General features: G+C 69.7%; 14 protein-coding genes. 7 read left to right on the top strand and 7 right to left on the bottom strand.

Going from position 1 to position 14,991, the window contains the following annotated elements; translation table 11 throughout:
- Window position 1 precedes the first annotated feature (1 nt).
- Window positions 2-319, bottom strand: coding sequence for a DUF397 domain-containing protein (locus AB0G84_RS33060; RefSeq protein ID WP_361329242.1), 318 nt, complete (start codon window positions 317-319; stop codon window positions 2-4).
- Window positions 316-1,128 (bottom strand): helix-turn-helix transcriptional regulator, encoded by an 813-nt coding sequence (locus AB0G84_RS33055; protein WP_361329239.1) that lies wholly within the window; start codon window positions 1,126-1,128, stop codon window positions 316-318. The genes AB0G84_RS33060 and AB0G84_RS33055 overlap by 4 nt, the downstream gene beginning before the upstream one ends.
- A 194-nt stretch (window positions 1,129-1,322) precedes the next feature.
- Here AB0G84_RS33055 and AB0G84_RS33050 point away from each other — a divergent pair, with 194 nt between their 5' ends.
- The 4 genes from AB0G84_RS33050 to AB0G84_RS33035 all read left to right on the top strand — a co-directional run bounded on the left by AB0G84_RS33050 (window position 1,323) and on the right by AB0G84_RS33035 (window position 4,439).
- Entirely contained in the window at window positions 1,323-1,778 is a 456-nt protein-coding gene (locus AB0G84_RS33050; RefSeq protein ID WP_361329289.1) for an ATP-binding protein, read from the top strand.
- Between the two features lie 295 nt (window positions 1,779-2,073).
- A complete protein-coding gene (locus AB0G84_RS33045) occupies window positions 2,074-2,958 on the top strand; it encodes a helix-turn-helix domain-containing protein (RefSeq protein ID WP_361329236.1) in 885 nt (294 codons plus the stop codon).
- Window positions 2,959-3,042: 84 nt separating this feature from the next.
- Complete coding sequence (gene hemB, locus AB0G84_RS33040; RefSeq protein WP_361329233.1) at window positions 3,043-4,032, top strand: porphobilinogen synthase; 990 nt, start codon at window positions 3,043-3,045, stop codon at window positions 4,030-4,032.
- A 221-nt stretch (window positions 4,033-4,253) separates the two neighbouring features.
- Window positions 4,254-4,439 (top strand): CsbD family protein, encoded by a 186-nt coding sequence (locus AB0G84_RS33035; RefSeq protein WP_361329230.1) that lies wholly within the window; start codon window positions 4,254-4,256, stop codon window positions 4,437-4,439.
- A 150-nt stretch (window positions 4,440-4,589) separates the two neighbouring features.
- Here AB0G84_RS33035 and argS read toward each other — a convergent pair whose 3' ends face one another.
- Window positions 4,590-6,353 carry an arginine--tRNA ligase gene (gene argS, locus AB0G84_RS33030; protein ID WP_361329227.1) on the bottom strand — a complete coding sequence of 588 codons (1,764 nt, stop codon included), beginning with the start codon at window positions 6,351-6,353 and terminating at the stop codon, window positions 4,590-4,592.
- A 120-nt stretch (window positions 6,354-6,473) separates the two neighbouring features.
- On the opposite strand from argS, the gene lysS reads away from it, so the two are divergent.
- Complete coding sequence (gene lysS / locus AB0G84_RS33025; protein ID WP_361329224.1) at window positions 6,474-8,285, top strand: lysine--tRNA ligase; 1,812 nt, start codon at window positions 6,474-6,476, stop codon at window positions 8,283-8,285.
- A gap of 124 nt (window positions 8,286-8,409) precedes the next feature.
- Entirely contained in the window at window positions 8,410-8,643 is a 234-nt protein-coding gene (locus tag AB0G84_RS33020; RefSeq protein ID WP_361329221.1) for a hypothetical protein, read from the top strand.
- 158 nt (window positions 8,644-8,801) lie between these two features.
- Here AB0G84_RS33020 and AB0G84_RS33015 read toward each other — a convergent pair whose 3' ends face one another.
- The 3 genes from AB0G84_RS33015 to AB0G84_RS33005 all read right to left on the bottom strand — a co-directional run bounded on the left by AB0G84_RS33015 (window position 8,802) and on the right by AB0G84_RS33005 (window position 12,302).
- Window positions 8,802-10,199, bottom strand: coding sequence for a DUF2637 domain-containing protein (locus AB0G84_RS33015; RefSeq protein ID WP_361329218.1), 1,398 nt, complete (start codon window positions 10,197-10,199; stop codon window positions 8,802-8,804).
- A gap of 296 nt (window positions 10,200-10,495) precedes the next feature.
- A complete protein-coding gene (locus AB0G84_RS33010) occupies window positions 10,496-11,209 on the bottom strand; it encodes a DUF3558 family protein (protein ID WP_361329215.1) in 714 nt (237 codons plus the stop codon).
- 151 nt (window positions 11,210-11,360) lie between these two features.
- A complete protein-coding gene (locus AB0G84_RS33005) occupies window positions 11,361-12,302 on the bottom strand; it encodes a hypothetical protein (protein ID WP_361329212.1) in 942 nt (313 codons plus the stop codon).
- A gap of 171 nt (window positions 12,303-12,473) precedes the next feature.
- Here AB0G84_RS33005 and AB0G84_RS33000 point away from each other — a divergent pair, with 171 nt between their 5' ends.
- Window positions 12,474-13,667 carry an RtcB family protein gene (locus AB0G84_RS33000; protein ID WP_361329209.1) on the top strand — a complete coding sequence of 398 codons (1,194 nt, stop codon included), beginning with the start codon at window positions 12,474-12,476 and terminating at the stop codon, window positions 13,665-13,667.
- 94 nt (window positions 13,668-13,761) lie between these two features.
- Here AB0G84_RS33000 and AB0G84_RS32995 read toward each other — a convergent pair whose 3' ends face one another.
- The gene (locus AB0G84_RS32995; RefSeq protein ID WP_361329206.1) at window positions 13,762-14,493 is read right to left on the bottom strand and encodes a hypothetical protein; all 732 of its coding nucleotides are present in this window, start codon (window positions 14,491-14,493) and stop codon (window positions 13,762-13,764) included.
- Between the last annotated feature and the right edge of the window lie 498 nt (window positions 14,494-14,991).

Raw genomic sequence — 14,991 nt, 5'->3', positions numbered from 1 at the left:
GTTAGCCCCGTGCGGTGGCGTACGGGAGGAAGTCGGCCCAGGCGGTGGGGGCGAAGGTGAGGCGGGGACCGTCGGGGTTCTTGGAGTCGCGGATGAGGATGGTGCCGGGGGCGGCGGCGACCTCAACGCACTGGGCGCCCTCGTCGGTGCTGTAGCTGCTCTTGTGCCAGGCCACCTCGACGCATTCTGGACCGTCGCCGGTGCTGTAGCTGCTCTTGTGCCAGGCCACCTCGACGCAGTCGGGGCCCTCGTCGGTGCTGTAGCTGCTCTTTATCCACTCCAGTGCGGAACTGTTCCCGCCAGAGGGCTTGAGTGTCATGTCTCTCCCCGCACTTTCTCGATGAAGGCAAGCGACTCCCGTGGGGTGAGCGCCTGCGCCCGGATCATGCCATAGCGCAATTCGAGGATCTGGAGCTCTCGCGGATCGGAGATCACTCGGCTCAAATGCTGGACTTCGAGGTGTCCGTGGGCGGTGCCGTCCTTGAGCTTGAGCAGCCGGAATGGCCCTGCGAGCCCGGCGTTGTCCTCCCGTTGAAGGGGTAGGACCTGGATCGACACGTTCGGCAACTGCCCGACCTCCAACAACCGTTCGAGCTGCCTGCGCAGGACCATTGTGCCCCCGATGCGGCGTCGTAACGTCGCCTCGCACTGTACGAAGCTGACGACCGGCAGCCCTGTCGCGCTGCTGATGATCCCCTGGCGGTCCAGGCGCCCGGCCACGCGCCGCTCCACCTCGTTCTCCGGGAAGGGCGGCTGACGATTTCCGATCACCGCCCGCGCGTACTCCTCGGTCTGCAACAACCCATGAATCACCGAGTTGTTGTACGCACACAGCTCGACCGACTCCGCCTCCAGTTTCTTCAGGTCCCGGACCTTCTTCGGGTACCTGATCCCTGCGACGTCGGTCTTCAGTGCCGCGAGTTTGCCGCCCGCCCCCGTGACCTCGTCCGCTCGGTCCAGGAACTCCGGCCGGGGGATCCGGCGACCGCGTTCCACCGAGGAGACCATCTCCTCCCCGTAACCGATCGCCGCACCCAGTTCCGCCTGGGTGAGGCCGGCCGCCTCCCGCCACAGCTTCACCTGGCCGGTCACGACGCGCATCACCGCGCCGGCCTCGTCGTCGTCCATTCCTGTGTCCCAGCCATCCACGGCTGCCACCGCCCTCCGCCGTGCCGTACGCGTCCAACTCCGACCGCCCGTGCCCCGTCACCCCGTACGGCCCGGACAGAGCCGGACCGCAGCCGGACAGTCACCGTGAGCACGGGTGTCAGCCCTTCTCAGGCTAGGTACGCGCGACCACGCTGTGTGACGTGACTCGACAAATCACCCGAACCAGCAGTTCCGCTACCGTCTCGGCACCCGGCGCCCCGCCGCTCCGTTTCTGCGTACCGCTGTCCGCCACGCGCCGCGGCGCCCGGCTCGCCCGGCTCCTGGCCACGGAGCAGTTGCGCGCGTGGGGGATGTCGTACGGCCCGGCCCGGCTTCTCGTCGCCGAGCTGGCCGCGAACGCCGTGCGGCACGGCCGGGTCCCGGGGCGGGACTTCCGGCTCACCCTCCTCGTCACCCCGCCCGCCACGCTGCGTATCGAGGTGACCGACACCCGGTGGGAGCGGCTTCCGGTCCGTATGACCACCGCCCCCGCCCCTCTCGACGCGCCGGCCGAATCCGGCTACGGGCTGTTGCTGGTCGAGGAGTTGGCGGATCGCTGGGGCGTGCAGGAGGGGCCGGTTCCGACGAAGACGGTGTGGGCGGAAGTCCAACTTCGGCCCGGCCACTGAGTGTTGGGTGGGGGGAGTGGGGGTGCCTCGCACCGGAGCCCGGGAATGCGGGACGCGGTGGACCGGGCGGCGGAACGGCGGGCGGTCAAGGACAAAGAACGTGGGGAAAGAACCTTCCCAACCAACCAAACCCCGCGTTCGTCACCCACGGGAGTGAAACCGCCCAACTCGGCTGGCGCGCGGGCGGTTTGGGCGGGCAGGCTCGCCGTGACAACCCCAGACATGCGACGGCCCTCGCCGGGACGGCAATCCCAATGCGAGGGCCTGACCACCAAAGGAAGACGAGACCTTCCCGATGGCTGAGCAGAAGCCTAACGCCGTTGCGCGCGCCGATCGCCGGATTCGACGAAGTGCCACCCACACCGGGGTCACCCAGATCAGGCACCACCAGCCGGACCGGTACACGATCATCGGCAACCACCTCGCCCAGCACCGCGAACTGTCCCTGACCGCGATCGGGGTGGGCACCCACATCCTGTCGCTGCCCGAGGGTGCGTCCGTCGACATCCGTACGCTCGCCGCCCGCTTCCCCGAGGGGCGTGACCGGATCGCCTTCGCCCTGCGGGAGTTGGAGGCGCACGGTTACGTCGAGCGGGTGCGGGAGCGGACGCCCGACGGGCGCGTGATCACGCGTACGTACGCTCACAACGCCCCCGGCGCCGCTCAGGCCTCGGCGGCCCCTGCCGCGACGGTCCCGGAGCGGAGGGAGGAACCCCCGAGGCCACCCGCTCCGCAGGTAGCGTCCCCCGTCCCGGAAGCGCCCCGCAGCGAGCACCACGGCACGGCCGTCGCCCTGCTCACGGCGCTGCGGCGGGCCGACGACCGGCTCACCCTCCCCGCACGGGACGTCCGCCGCCTGGCCCCGGCGCTGGCCGTCTGGCTGGACCGCGGGGCCAGCCCGGCCGCCGTCCACCGCACCCTGACCGCCAACCTCCCGCCCGACCTCGCGCACCCGGCCGGGCTGCTCGCCCACCGGCTCCGGGAGCTGCTTCCGCCGCCCCTGCCGGCGGGGGCCGGGGCGTTACCGGAACCCGATGCGGCCAGGGCTGAGGCCCCGCCGCCGCCCCGGCCGCATCCGCTCCGGACCTGCGATGGCTGTGAGCGGGCCTTCCGTGCCCGGGAGCCGGGGTTGTGCCGGGACTGCCGTGGCCGCACGGCGGAGGACGATGCCGCGGCCTGACGTCGCTCAGCAGCGCTCGGCGGTGCCTGACGTCCGACGCCACGTCGGCAAAGGAGGGTGCGGGGCGGGCGTAGCGTGGGCGGTATGACGAAGTACGGAAGCTTTCCGGGGGCGCGGCCGCGGCGGCTGCGTACCACCCCCGCCATGCGTCGGATGGTCGCGGAGTACCGCCTGCACCCGGCCGATCTGATCCTGCCGGCGTTCGTGCGGGAGGGCGTCACCGAGCCGGTGCCGATCGGGGCCATGCCGGGCGTCGTCCAGCACACCCGTGACACCCTCCGTAAGGCGGCCGTGGAGGCGGTCGAGGCGGGGGTCGCCGGGATCATGCTGTTCGGCGTGCCGCTGGACGAGAAGAAGGACGGCCTCGGGACGGCCGGTACCGACCCGGACGGGATCCTCCAGCTGGCCATCCGGGACGTGCGGTCCGAGGTCGGGGACGACCTGGTGATCATGTCGGACCTGTGCCTGGACGAGTACACCGACCACGGGCACTGTGGGGTGCTGGACGCCGACGGCGGGGTCGACAACGACGCGACGCTGGAGCGCTACGCGGAGATGGCGCAGGTCCAGGCCGACGCGGGCGTCCATGTCGTGGGCCCCAGCGGCATGATGGACGGTCAGATCGGCGTCGTCCGGGACGCGCTGGACCAGACCGGCCACGAGGACGTCTCGATCCTCGCGTACACCGCGAAGTACTCGTCGGCGTTCTACGGGCCGTTCCGGGAGGCCGTGGGGTCGTCGCTCCAGGGCGACCGCAAGACCTATCAGCAGGACCCCGCCAACCTTCGGGAGTCGCTGCGCGAGCTGGCGCTCGACCTGGAGGAGGGCGCCGACATGGTCATGGTCAAGCCGGCGCTGCCCTACCTGGACGTGCTGGCGAAGATCGCGGACGCGGTGGAGGTGCCGGTGGCCGCGTACCAGATCTCGGGTGAGTACGCGATGGTCGAGGCGGCGGCCGAGAAGGGCTGGATCGACCGGGACAAGGCGATCCTGGAGACGCTGACCGGCATCAAGCGGGCCGGCGCGAACATGATCCTCACGTACTGGGCGACGGAGGTCGCGCGGGGGCTGTGAGCCGCCCGCTGCGCCGGGCCCGACGGCCGGTGCGCCGGGCCTGACGGCCGGTGCGCCGGGCCTGACGCGCGAAGCTCCCGTCCCGGGGTTCCGGGGCGGGAGCTTTGTCCGTATGCCGACGCATGTAGTCGTATGTAGTCGTATGTATGGGGTTTTGTTCGCCCTGGGCGGGGCACGCACTCGGTGTCGGGGAAGCCCACCGGCTCAGGGAGCGGATCACCATGACTGCCAAGAACACGATGCGCGCCAAGGGCGCCCAGGTCATCGGCGCTATGAAGGAAGTCGTCGGCAAGGCGACGCACAACCACAAGCTGGAGGCCGAGGGGAAGGCCGAGAAGACCGCCGGCAAGGGGATGGACGCCGGCGAGAAGGTCAAGCACACGCTGCGCAAGCCCTGGCAGCACTGACCGGGTCCCCGGGGCCCGCGGCGACGCCCCCAGGGCCCACGGCAACGGCTCCCCACGGCGGAGGCCCCGTACAACAGGGTTGCTGTACGGGGCCATTGGCCTGCGTCAGGGAGTGCCGGGGCCCGGGAGCCCGGCGGCCTCCGGCGTCGGTCAGAGGCGCTCGGGCGTGCGGATGCCGAGCAGGGCCATGCCCTGGTGGAGGGTGCGGGCCGTCAGGTCGCACAGGAAGAGGCGGTTGGCGACCTGCTCCGGGCCGCCCTCGGCCTTCAGGACCGGGCACTGGTCGTAGAAGGTCGTGAACAGCGAGGCGAGGCCGTAGAGGTACGCGGCGACCTTGTGCGGCTCGTAGGCCTCGGCGGCCTCGGCGACGGTCTCGCCGAACTGGTCCAGGTGTAGACCCAGCGCCCGCTCCGCGGGGGCCAGCGCCAGCTCCGGGTGCGCCTCGGGGCGCGCGTCGCCGGCCTTGCGGAAGATCGACCGGATCCGGGCGTAGGCGTACTGGAGGTAGACGGACGTGTCGCCGTTGAGCGACACCATCTGGTCCAGGTCGAACTTGTAGTCGCGGCTCGGCGACGTCGACAGATCCGCGTACTTCACCGCGCCGATGCCCACCTGCGCACCGTTCTCGGTGATCTCCTTCTCGGTCAGGCCGACCGCCGCGCCCTTCTCGCGCACCACCGCGGTCGCCCGCTCGGCCGCCTCGTCGAGCAGGTCCTCCAGGCGTACGGTCTCGCCCGCACGGGTCTTGAACGGCTTGCCGTCCGCGCCGAGGACCGTGCCGTAGCCCATGTTGTGCGCGGTGACGTCGTCGCTCAGCCAGCCCGCCCGGCGGGCCGTCTCGAAGACCATCCGGAAGTGCAGCGACTGGCGGACGTCCACGACGTACAGGAGCGTCGTCGCCTTCAGGTCGAAGACGCGGTTGCGGATCGCGGAGAGGTCGGAGGCCGCGTAGCCGAAGCCGCCGTCCGCCTTCTGCACGATCAGCGGCACCGGCTGGTCGTCCTTGCCGCGGATCTCGTCGAAGAAGACCACCAGCGCGCCCTCGGAGCGGACGGCGACGCCCGACTCCTCCAGCAGCCGCGCCGTCTCGGTCATCATGGCGTTGTACGCGGACTCGCCGACGATCTCGTCGTCGCGGATCTCCATGTCCAGCTTCTCGAAGACCGAGTAGAAGTAGACCTTCGACTCGTCCACGAACCGCTGCCACAGGTCGAGGGTCTCCGTGTCGCCGGACTGCAGCGCCACGACCCGCTTGCGGGCCCGCTCCTTGAAGTCCTCGTCGGAGTCGAAGACGGCGCGGGAGGCCTTGTAGACGCGGTTGAGGTTGCTCATCGCCTGCTCGCCGTCGACGTCGGCCGCGGGGGCCAGCTCGCCGGGGTTCTCGATCAGGTACTGGATGAGCATGCCGAACTGGGTGCCCCAGTCGCCGATGTGGTGCCGGCCGATCGTCCGCTCACCGGTGAAGTCCAGGATGTGGCGCAGGGCGTCGCCGATGACCGCCGAGCGCAGGTGCCCGACGTGCATCTCCTTGGCGACGTTCGGCTGGGCGTAGTCGATGACCGTGACGCCCGGCTGCTCCTTCAGCGGGACGCCGAGCCGGTCGTCGGCGGCGCGCGCGGCCAGCGTCTCGGTGATCGCCCGGTCGGTGAGCGTGATGTTGAGGAAGCCGGGGCCGGAGACCTCGACCTCCTTGAGGAGGTCGTTCTCGCCGATCTCCGCGACGACCTTGGTCGCCAGCTCCCGCGGGTTGCCCTTGAGCTTCTTGGCCAGTGCCAGCAGGCCGTTGGCCTGGAAATCGGCCCGGTCGCTACGTCGCAGCAGCGGGTCCGCGGCGCCGGCCTCCGGCAGGGCTGCCGAGAGGGCGTCCGCGACGCGCTGGGTGACCGAAGCTGCGAGGGAAGGGACCGAGGCCATGAAGCTGCGCTCTCTTCTAGACAAAGGTGTCTGTGGAGGTGGCTGGGGACGGAAAGGGGTTTGCCCCTGAGTATCCCACGCCTGTACCACTGAATTTCCAAGCCGCGGTTGTCTGGGAGAATGGCACCGTCAGGCTTTTGTGCGCCGCGTGCGCAAGGTGGCGCTAACGGGAAGAACCAGGAAGAGGAAGGGCCGATCGTGGCTCAGCAGAGCACCGAGACCGACTGGGTCTCCAGGTTCGCGGACGAGGTCATTGCCGAGGCGGAGCGCCGCGCCCCGGGCAAACCGATCGTCTGCGCCTCCGGTCTGAGCCCCTCCGGCCCGATCCACCTGGGCAACCTCCGCGAGGTCATGACCCCGCACCTGGTCGCCGATGAGATCCGCCGCCGCGGCCTGCCGGTCCGGCACCTGATCTCCTGGGACGACTACGACCGCTACCGCAAGGTGCCGAACGGCGTGCCCGGCGTCGACGGGTCCTGGGCCGAGCACATCGGCAAGCCGCTGACCGCGGTGCCGGCCCCGGCCGGCTCGCCGCACCCGAACTGGGCGGTGCACTTCAAGACCGCGATGGCCGACGCGCTCGCCGAGATGGGCGTCGAGTTCGACGGGATCAGCCAGACCGAGCAGTACACCTCCGGCGCCTACCGCGAGCAGATCCTGCACGCGATGAAGCACCGCGCGAAGATCGACGAGATCCTCGGGCAGTACCGCACCAAGAAGGCGCCCGCGAAGAAGTCGCAGAAGCCGGTGGACGAGGCCGAGCTGGAGGCCGCCGAGGGCTCCGGTGCGGCCGGCGAGGACGACGGCAGCGGCGGCTCGGCCGGCTACTTCCCGTACAAGCCGTTCTGCGGCCAGTGCGAGAAGGACCTGACCACGGTCACCTCGTACGACGACGAGACCACCGAGCTGTCCTACACCTGCACCGAGTGCGGCTTCGCCGAGACGGTCCGGCTGAGCGAGTTCGACCGCGGCAAGCTGGTCTGGAAGGTCGACTGGCCGATGCGCTGGGCCTACGAGGGCGTGATCTTCGAGCCGTCCGGCGTGGACCACTCCTCGCCCGGCTCGTCGTACGTCGTCGGCGGGCAGATCGTCCGGGAGGTCTTCGACGGCGCGCAGCCCATAGGGCCGATGTACGCCTTCGTCGGCATCAGCGGCATGGCCAAGATGTCCTCGTCCAAGGGCGGGGTGCCCACCCCGGGCGATGCGCTGAAGATCATGGAGGCGCCGCTGCTGCGCTGGCTCTACGCCCGCCGCAAGCCCAACCAGTCCTTCAAGATCGCCTTCGACCAGGAGATCCAGCGGCTCTACGACGAGTGGGACAAGCTGGCGGCCAAGGTCGCCGACGGCGCCGCCCAGCCCGCCGACGAAGCCGCCTACCTCCGGGCCGTGGGCACCGCAGCCGGACCGCTGCCGACCACCCCGCGCCCGCTGCCGTACCGCACGCTGGCCTCGGTCGCGGACATCACCGCCGGCCACGACGAGCAGACCCTGCGGATCCTCGGCGACCTGGACCCCGACAAGCCGGTCGGTTCGCTCGACGAGACCCGGCCGCGGCTGGACAAGGCCGAGTACTGGATCACCACCCAGGTCCCGGCCGACCAGCGCACCGTGGTCCGCGACGAGCCGGACGCGGAGCTGCTGAAGTCCCTCGACGACACCGCCCGGGAGTCGCTGCGGCTGCTGCTGGACGGCCTGGACTCGCACTGGTCGCTGGACGGGCTGACCCACCTCGTCTACGGCGTGCCCAAGGTGCAGGCGGGCTTCTCCGCCGATGCCACGCCGAAGGACCTGCCGCCGGAGATCAAGGTGGCGCAGCGGACGTTCTTCGCGCTGCTGTACCACCTGCTGGTGGGCCGGGACACCGGGCCGCGGCTGCCCACCCTGCTGCTGGCCGTCGGCGCCGACCGGGTGCGCAAGCTGCTCGGCGGCTGACCGACACGCCGGCGGCCGTTGCCGCTGAGTCGTAGCCCACGGTGTGCGGGTGCGACCTGGGAGTGAGAACGGGTTCGGCCCCGGGGAGGAGGATCCCCGGGGCCGAACCCGTCACTCTGGGGCCATGAGGGGATTCTTAGGTTTCATCATCATGCTCCAGGGAGCCATGGGCTTCATCGGCCAGGTGTTCTTCGACGGTGCCTGGGGGCTGCTGCCCCGCTGGTTCGAGCTGCCGTCGGCCGTCTACGTGGGGATCTGCGCGGCCGGTGTGGCGCTGATCGCCTGGGGAGAGACGGACAAGAAGCGCAAGGAGCGCAGGGAGCACTCGGAGAAGGACGCGGGGGCCGGGGCGGCGTAGGCGCTGCGCGGTACGTGTGGGGTGTGCGTGCGTGACGCGGTGTGTGTGCGTGACGCGGTGTGTGCGCGTGATGCGACCTGTGGGCGCTTGGCGACCTGTGCGGGCTAGGTGACCTGTGCGCGTGACGCGATCTGTGTGCGGTACACGGCCTGTGCGGGTTACGCGATGTGCTCGTCCATCAGTTCCGCGTTGAGACGGTCGCCGAACCGGTCCATGTAGCGGTTCAGGTCCCGGGCCCGCAGGCGCACTCCGTACTGCGCCTCCAGGTTCGCCGCGAACGCGCCCGGTGTCGGCAGGCCTTCGCCCTCTATCGAGCGCCGGAACACCTGGTACAGGTCCTCCTCGGTGGGGGGCCCGGCCGGTTCCTGGGCGGGCTGCGGGGCCGCGGGAGGCTGCGGGGCCGTGGCGGGCCCCGGCGCCGCCTCCGGGATGCCCTTGCCGAGCGGACGCGTCCCGCCGGCGCCGGTCGGCACCGGGACCTGCGGTTCGGGCTCCGACGCGCGCGGCGCCGGTACGGGGGGCTGCTCCTGCACCGGGGCCTGCTCCTGCAGCGGTGCCTGCTGGTGCACCGGTGGCTGCTGGTGCTCGGCGTACGGGTGCTGGTGCTCCGGCTGCTGCTCCTGCCCGGGGACGTATGCAGGGTCGTAGTTGCCCCGGTAGGTCACCTCCTGCGGTGCCGCGAACCACTGGTTCGGCAACTCCTCGGCCTGGGCGGGCTCTTGGGCCTGGGCGGGCTCTTGGGCCTGGGCCCGGGACGGTGCCGGCGACCCGGTCGGCGACTGGGCCGGGGCCTCCTGGGCCTCGGTCGGCGCCGGGGCCCTCGGCTCCACGGCGGGCGGCACGGACTGCTGGGGCGGCAGCAACTGCGGTTCGATGCCCGCCGCGGCGAGCCCCGTGGGAGCGGTCTCGGCCAGCGGCACCCCGTACCGGGCGAGCCGCAGTGGCATCAGGGACTCCACGGGTGCCTTACGGCGCCAGCCCCGCCCGAACCGCGAACGCAGGCGGGCTTGGTAGACGAGCCGTTCCTGCTCCAGCTTGATCACCGCGTCGTACGACCGCAGCTCCCACAGCTTCATCCGCCGCCACAACAGGAACGTCGGGACCGGCGACAGCAGCCAGCGCGTGATGCGCACGCCCTCCATGTGCTTGTCCGCCGTGATGTCGGCGATCCGCCCGACGGCGTGCCGGGCGGCCTCGACGGTGACGACGAACAGCACCGGGATGACGGCGTGCATGCCCATGCCCAATGGGTCGGACGCCGCCGCGGCGTTGAACGCCACCGTCGCGACGGTCAGCAGCCAGGCCGTCTGCCGCAGCACCGGGAAGGGCATGCGGATCCAGGTCAGCAGCAGATCCAGGGCGAGCAGGACACAGATGCCCGCGTCGATGCCGATGGGGAAGAAGTAGGCGAAGTTGCCGAAGCCCTTCTTGAGGGCCAGTTCACGCACGGCCGCGTAGGAGCCGGCGAAGCCGATGCCGGCGATGACCACCGCGCCGGCGATGACGACTCCGATGAGTATCCGGTGTGTGCGTGTCAGCTTCAGTGGCGCGGCCACCCGAGGACCCTCTCCCAGTCGGTCTGTTGCGACCGACAGCCTGGCACATGCGTACGAGCGGGTGTGTGCCGGTACTGGGGGAGCCGGGTCACGATCGGGCTGCGGACGGAGGGCGCCGGCCCGGACGGTCCGTCGCCCCGGTGGCCCGCCCCGTGACCCGCGCCGTGCCCCGCGCCGTGGCCCGCACCGTGCTCGCGCATGTCGGTGCGGGCCCGCTGCGGCCGAGGCGTCCCGGCCGGCCGGGACCGGACCGGTGCCGGCCGCCGGGGACCGGACCGGTCAGGCGCTGGACCGGGTCAGGCGCTGGTCTTGGTGGCGGCGGTGACCGCCTCCTTGGCGGCGGCCTGGGCGTTCTTGAGCAGGTCGGCGCTCTTGGGGGTGTCGGCGCCGGCCAGGCCCGCACCGTTGTAGTTGATCGTGACGACGACGTTGGATATCCGGGCGACGACCGTCGTGTTCTTGAAGTCGTTGCCCTCCTTCTTCACGTCGTAGGTGATCGCGGTCGCCTCGTCGCCGGTGCCGGAGGTCTTGACCGTCTCCAGCTTCTTGGCGCCCTTGGTGCCCTTGGCGTCGGCGATCTGCTTGGTGTAGAAGTCCGTGGCCCGCTTCTCGCCGGAGCCGATGGCGGGGTCGGAGTCGTAGCGCTGGTAGCCGATGTCCAGCCAGCGGAACTGGGTGCCGTCGACGCCGTTCTCGTCCGAGCTGTTCCAGGAGCAGGTGCCGTGGGCCGCCTTGTCGGTGGAGGTGCCCTGGTCGCCGGCGGCGTTCTTCGCCTTCGGCAGCATCTTCTTGAGGGTGTCCTTGGAGAACGCCGCACAGGGGTCGGGCAGCGACTTGTACTTCGCGGGGGCGACGGAGGGCGACGGCTTGCCCGCGCTGCTGGAGGCGGACGCGGAGGAGGAGGCGTCACCGGAGCTGGCGCTGTCCGAGCCGGAGCAGCCGGCGACAAGCAGCACCGGTACTGCTGCGCAGGTGAGGAGGCTGGCGAGACGCTTGGCTGAACGGTGCATGGTTCCTTCGCTGTTCGTCGACATCGGATCGGCTAGACGGCACGGTACGCGGCGTGGCGGGGTGGGTGACCGTTTCCTGGGGATGAGGGCGACCAGCAAAGCGGGGCATAGGGAACTCATCGCCGCATCGCGGCGATTCGCTCAATTCGGACTATTCGCTGAGGCGGTCTGAGAGCTCACCGGCCAGTGAACGGGCTTTGTCCTGCAGTTCCTGGCTGTCCGGCACCATCGACTTGTCCGTGGACCACTGGTCGTAGGTGAGCGTCACGATCACATTCGACGTGCGAAACACCACAGTGACATCGCGGTGCAATCCGGAGTCCGCGGTGACCAATTTGTCGTTGAGGAACGCCGCGTCCCCGAGGTCGTCCAGGACCCGCGGCGCGATCGAGCCGCTGGGGGCGGCGCCGGGGGTGGATGCCTCCGGGGTGCCGGGCGTCGCCTTGCCGCTGGCCTGGTCGGCCGCCTTGCCGGTGGTGCTGCTCTTGCCGTCGTCGGTGCCGTTGCCGCCCCCGCCGGTCTTGCTGTCCTTGGCGACCGGGGCGCCGGACGCGCTCGCCGCGCCGTCCGCCGTGGGGCCCTTCGGCTTCGCGGAGGAGGGGGGCGGGGTGCCCGGTGAGGCGGAGCCGCCGGACGGGATCTGCGCGTCCTGCTGCTTGCCGGCGTAGATCCCCTGCGCCTTGTCGTCGTCGCTGACCTCGGCGTCGTACGAGACCACGCGCTGGATGTCCAGGGTCAGGTGGCGGGTGCCCCGGGTGGTCTCGCGGGACCAGCGGCAGCCGACCCGGCGGTCGGTGTCATAGGTGATGTCGGCCTGGCCCGCGTAGAGCTTCTTCGCCTCGGCGCTCGACAGCTGCTGCCCGTCGCCGGGCAGCATGCTGCGCAGGGAGTTGCGCGAGGGCAGCCCGCAGGCCTCCGGGAGGGTCTGGTAGCGGCCCGGCTCGGCCGACTGGACCGCCGAGGTGGCGTCGCCGCTCTTGGCGTCCGTGGCGCTCCCGTCGGTGCTGGAGCCGTCGGAGCAGCCGGCGAGACCGACGGCCAGTGCCGCCGCCGCCACCAGAGCGGCACCGGGTACGAACGACTTCCGTGACATCGTCCGCTGCTCCTTTCCCTGCGTTCCCCGAGAAATGCGGTTGCCGCCGGTTGGCGGCCGATGGACACAATGTCTACCGCACGCATTGCCGCATACGCCGGTCCGGCGTCCGAGATCATATGGTTTGTCCGGCTTTTGCGTTATTCAGGTTTTCGGGGGAATGGGGAAGTTATGTCGTACGTCGAGGTACCCGGCGCTCAGGTGCCGATCCGGATGTGGACGGACCCGGCCACGGTCGAGGACGTCGCCATGCAGCAGCTGCGCAATGTCGCCACCCTGCCGTGGATCAAGGGCCTGGCCGTGATGCCGGACGTGCACTACGGCAAGGGCGCCACGGTCGGCTCGGTGATCGCGATGCGCGGCGCGGTCTGCCCGGCGGCGGTCGGCGTGGACATCGGCTGCGGGATGAGCGCGGTGAAGACCTCGCTGACCGCCAACGACCTGCCCGGCGACCTCTCCCGCCTCCGCTCGAAGATCGAGCAGGCGATCCCGGTGGGCCGCGGGATGCACGACGACCCGGTCGACCCCGGCCGGGTGCACGGCCTGCCGACGGCGGGCTGGGACGACTTCTGGGCGCGGTTCGACCGGGTCGCCGAGGCGGTCAGGTTCCGCCGGGAGCGGGCCCTGAAGCAGATGGGGTCGCTCGGCTCGGGCAACCACTTCCACGAGATCTGCCTGGACGACGACGGGGCGGTGTGGATCATGCTGCACTCCGGGTCGCGCAACATCGGCAAGGAGCTGGCCGATCACCACATGGGCGTGGCCCAGAAGCTCCCGCAGAACCAGGGGCTGGTCGACCGGGACCTCGCCGTCTTCATCGCGGACACCCCGCAGATGGCGGCGTACCGCAACGACCTGTTCTGGGCGCAGGAGTACGCCAAGCACAACCGCGAGATCATGATGGCGCTGACCCAGGACGTGATCCGGCGGGAGTTCAAGAAGGCGCGGGTGACCTTCGACGAGGTCATCTCCTGCCACCACAACTATGTGGCGGAGGAGCAGTACGACGGCATGGACCTGCTGGTGACCCGGAAGGGGGCGATCCGCGCCGGGAGCGGCGAGTACGGCATCATCCCCGGCTCGATGGGCACCGGCTCGTACATCGTTCGGGGCCTGGGGAACGCCGCGTCCTTCAACTCCGCCTCGCACGGCGCCGGCCGCAGGATGAGCCGGAACGCCGCCAAGAAGCGGTTCTCCACCCGTGATCTGGAGGAGCAGACGCGGGGTGTGGAGTGCCGTAAGGACTCCGGGGTGATCGACGAGATCCCGGGCGCCTACAAGCCGATCGAGAAGGTCATCGACCAGCAGCGGGACCTGGTGGAGATCGTGGCCCACCTGAAGCAGGTGGTGTGCGTGAAGGGCTGAGGGCAGCACTCCACGTGGTTGACGAGCCCGGACGGGATGGGGTCCGGGGCACCGTCAGCGTGAAATGCCCGTGAGTCGAAGCCCGGAGCAGTTGTTAGCCGAAAGGCGTCGCGGGCTTGTCGCCGTCAGGGTGGGCTGCTCCGGGAACGGATCTCTCAGGAGCCAGAGCAGGAAGACTCTCTGACGTAGGCTGAGCGCTTGAGTCGGGAGCGGAGTGGCCAGACTGGTCGAAGGTTATGCTGCTCAGGATTTCCACGATGTCTGAGCAGTATTCTTCCCAGTGGTCCTCGCAAGGCGTCGTAAAGTTGAAGCAGACGAGGCACTGCTCCTGATTCTCGCCCCCTTGCGGGATGGGAAGAAACGCCTGCATTTCCGCCATGGGAACGGTCAGCTCCTCACCCGACGGGGAGAATTCCGCGGGAATGTGTATACCGTTCATCCCGGACAACATTGCTACCGGTCCAGTGGGGGTGTCGAGCACACCACCTTCCCAGGCTTCTCCTCGTTTGGCGACAAGGGAACGTACTATGCCGGTGGCCGCCACTGTCGCATCTCCGAATGCAAACGGCGTGACGGTGACAAGCAAGGTGCCGAAAGAGAGTTCGCCCTTGTAGGTTCGCACGCAGGTTCCGGCATACAAGGCGCCCGAATTTTCGAGTGCCTGAGAGGCTTTATGGATATCCTCCACAAGGTTCTGTAATAGCAGCGGGTTTGATTCGAGGGCGTCTCGAGATGTTCGCGAAGTAATTGCTCTCTCCGCTTCTTCGCTGGTTACCCCTATGGGGATCGCAGTGAATCCCGCCGGCACAGTAAATTTCAATTTCATTTCCCCGTCTGGTCGTAAGGAGGGCCGGAAGGTGGATGTGGTGGCGGAGCGGGCGGGCGCACCCAAAATCGAGCCGCCTGCTGTCGCCGAAAGCTCTCAAGCAGGCGCAGATTAGCTTCATGGCGATTCCGCCTGTGCCGCGGGCCGAGAACGGCTCCCGTTAGGCACAGTACCCCCATGAGGCAGAACCCCACGCTGACGGGCACCAACTCGCGTACGGCCCACGTCAACGCGAAGAATCCGGCGGCAAAAATGACGAAGACGATAGGCACCTGGGCAGCAGGCAAATCGTTGTAGGATTTGACGCTCCTTGCCGCTAGTGCGGCGCGCAGCGGCGTGATCAGGGACGGATCAGCGGCCTGAGCGGGTGACCATGGCGAGGTAGTCACTGCGAGCCAACTGCCCGCAGCCTGTACTCGAGCCATGGCCGCCTGGGCACGCTGGCGGGAGGCTGGACTGTCGTCGCGCATATAAGACACGCGGAACTGCCCACGCCCA

This window comes from Streptomyces sp. NPDC020742, from assembly GCF_040641675.1.
Lineage (GTDB): Bacteria > Actinomycetota > Actinomycetes > Streptomycetales > Streptomycetaceae > Streptomyces.
Note: the sequence above shows the minus strand (reverse complement) of the source record. Positions and strands in the feature narration are given on the sequence as shown.

Excerpts from the sequence above, each read along its gene's own strand:
- argS (WP_361329227.1), bottom strand. The coding sequence starts at position 6,353 with ATGGCCTCGGTCCCTTCCCTCGCAGCTTCGGTCACCCAGCGCGTCGCG.
- AB0G84_RS33005 (WP_361329212.1), bottom strand. The coding sequence starts at position 12,302 with ATGTCACGGAAGTCGTTCGTACCCGGTGCCGCTCTGGTGGCGGCGGCG.
- lysS (WP_361329224.1), top strand. The coding sequence starts at position 6,474 with ATGGCACCGTCAGGCTTTTGTGCGCCGCGTGCGCAAGGTGGCGCTAAC.
- AB0G84_RS33035 (WP_361329230.1), top strand. The coding sequence starts at position 4,254 with ATGACTGCCAAGAACACGATGCGCGCCAAGGGCGCCCAGGTCATCGGC.
- AB0G84_RS33020 (WP_361329221.1), top strand. The coding sequence starts at position 8,410 with ATGAGGGGATTCTTAGGTTTCATCATCATGCTCCAGGGAGCCATGGGC.
- AB0G84_RS32995 (WP_361329206.1), bottom strand. The coding sequence starts at position 14,493 with ATGAAATTGAAATTTACTGTGCCGGCGGGATTCACTGCGATCCCCATA.
- AB0G84_RS33010 (WP_361329215.1), bottom strand. The coding sequence starts at position 11,209 with ATGCACCGTTCAGCCAAGCGTCTCGCCAGCCTCCTCACCTGCGCAGCA.
- AB0G84_RS33045 (WP_361329236.1), top strand. The coding sequence starts at position 2,074 with ATGGCTGAGCAGAAGCCTAACGCCGTTGCGCGCGCCGATCGCCGGATT.
- AB0G84_RS33000 (WP_361329209.1), top strand. The coding sequence starts at position 12,474 with ATGTCGTACGTCGAGGTACCCGGCGCTCAGGTGCCGATCCGGATGTGG.
- AB0G84_RS33055 (WP_361329239.1), bottom strand. The coding sequence starts at position 1,128 with ATGGACGACGACGAGGCCGGCGCGGTGATGCGCGTCGTGACCGGCCAG.
- hemB (WP_361329233.1), top strand. The coding sequence starts at position 3,043 with ATGACGAAGTACGGAAGCTTTCCGGGGGCGCGGCCGCGGCGGCTGCGT.
- AB0G84_RS33060 (WP_361329242.1), bottom strand. The coding sequence starts at position 319 with ATGACACTCAAGCCCTCTGGCGGGAACAGTTCCGCACTGGAGTGGATA.